The organism is Vibrio sp. 10N.261.52.A1, from assembly GCF_002876325.1.
GTDB classification, from domain to species: Bacteria; Pseudomonadota; Gammaproteobacteria; order Enterobacterales; family Vibrionaceae; genus Vibrio; species Vibrio chagasii.
This window is the reverse complement of the sequence record NZ_MCYD01000859.1, coordinates 1-875: the sequence shown is the minus strand read 5'-3', so window position 1 is coordinate 875 and position 875 is coordinate 1. Positions and strand designations below refer to the sequence as shown.

Here is an 875-nt window from a genome sequence, read left to right as displayed (position 1 = left end):
GTTTACTCTAGGTTGTTTAAATAAATAGATTGAAACGATCACAACAAATGAACCGAACATAGTTGTCGCTGTTATGGCTGTGCCAAAAGCTATATGATCAAATGCCATAGTGAAAATAGGTGTAAGAAAAAATAATATACTAACGCTATTAGCTGAATTTTTGGACAGCATGTACAAAAGTAATAACACGGCACCGGTTGATACAACACCAATCATCCAGCCTGCAGAGATTATAAACTTTGTCGTTAAATTAACGTCCCATCCGATAGTTACGGATATTACTAGGAAAAATAATCCAGCAAATGCATTTTGAACTAATGAGGACTCTATAGGGTCTACACTAATATTATTCTGGTATACACTTCCCACCGTTATTGCTAAAACAGCGATCAGAGAAAATAACATCCCTAAAAAAGTAATAGTGCTAACGTCCTTTGCACCATAGACCGCTAGAGTTAACCCCGAAAACCCCAAAATTAGAGTAAAGTAGCTCTTTAATGAGGCATTTTCTCTGCTAATAAAAGGTGTTAATAACGGCTGTAATCCCAGTACAATTGCGACGATTCCTGGAGATATTTCATACTCTATGGCAAGAAAGTAGCACCCCTGATAGCATACTTGTAACAGAAAACCTGACAGTAGAAGCTTTCTTAGCGTTGGTCTTGTCAGTCTGGTTAATGATGTAAATGGTGACCTCCGCAATAAAATCGCAATCAAGCCAACTAGCATGAGAGCACCCAAGCTTCTTACTGTGAGAAATGACCAAACGGATGCATCCTCTAATCCCATTTTCACAAAAATTGCGCCGCTGCTCCACATTATAAGAAATAATATCGGTGCGAATTTTTCTAAATTACTCATTATTACTAATATCC

1 protein-coding gene is annotated in these 875 nt (G+C 37.5%); it reads right to left on the bottom strand.

Going from position 1 to position 875, the window contains the following annotated elements:
* A partial coding sequence (locus tag BCT81_RS18425; RefSeq protein ID WP_102425404.1) for a DMT family transporter occupies positions 1-861 on the bottom strand: 861 nt, incomplete at its 3' end.
* Positions 862-875 lie beyond the last annotated feature (14 nt).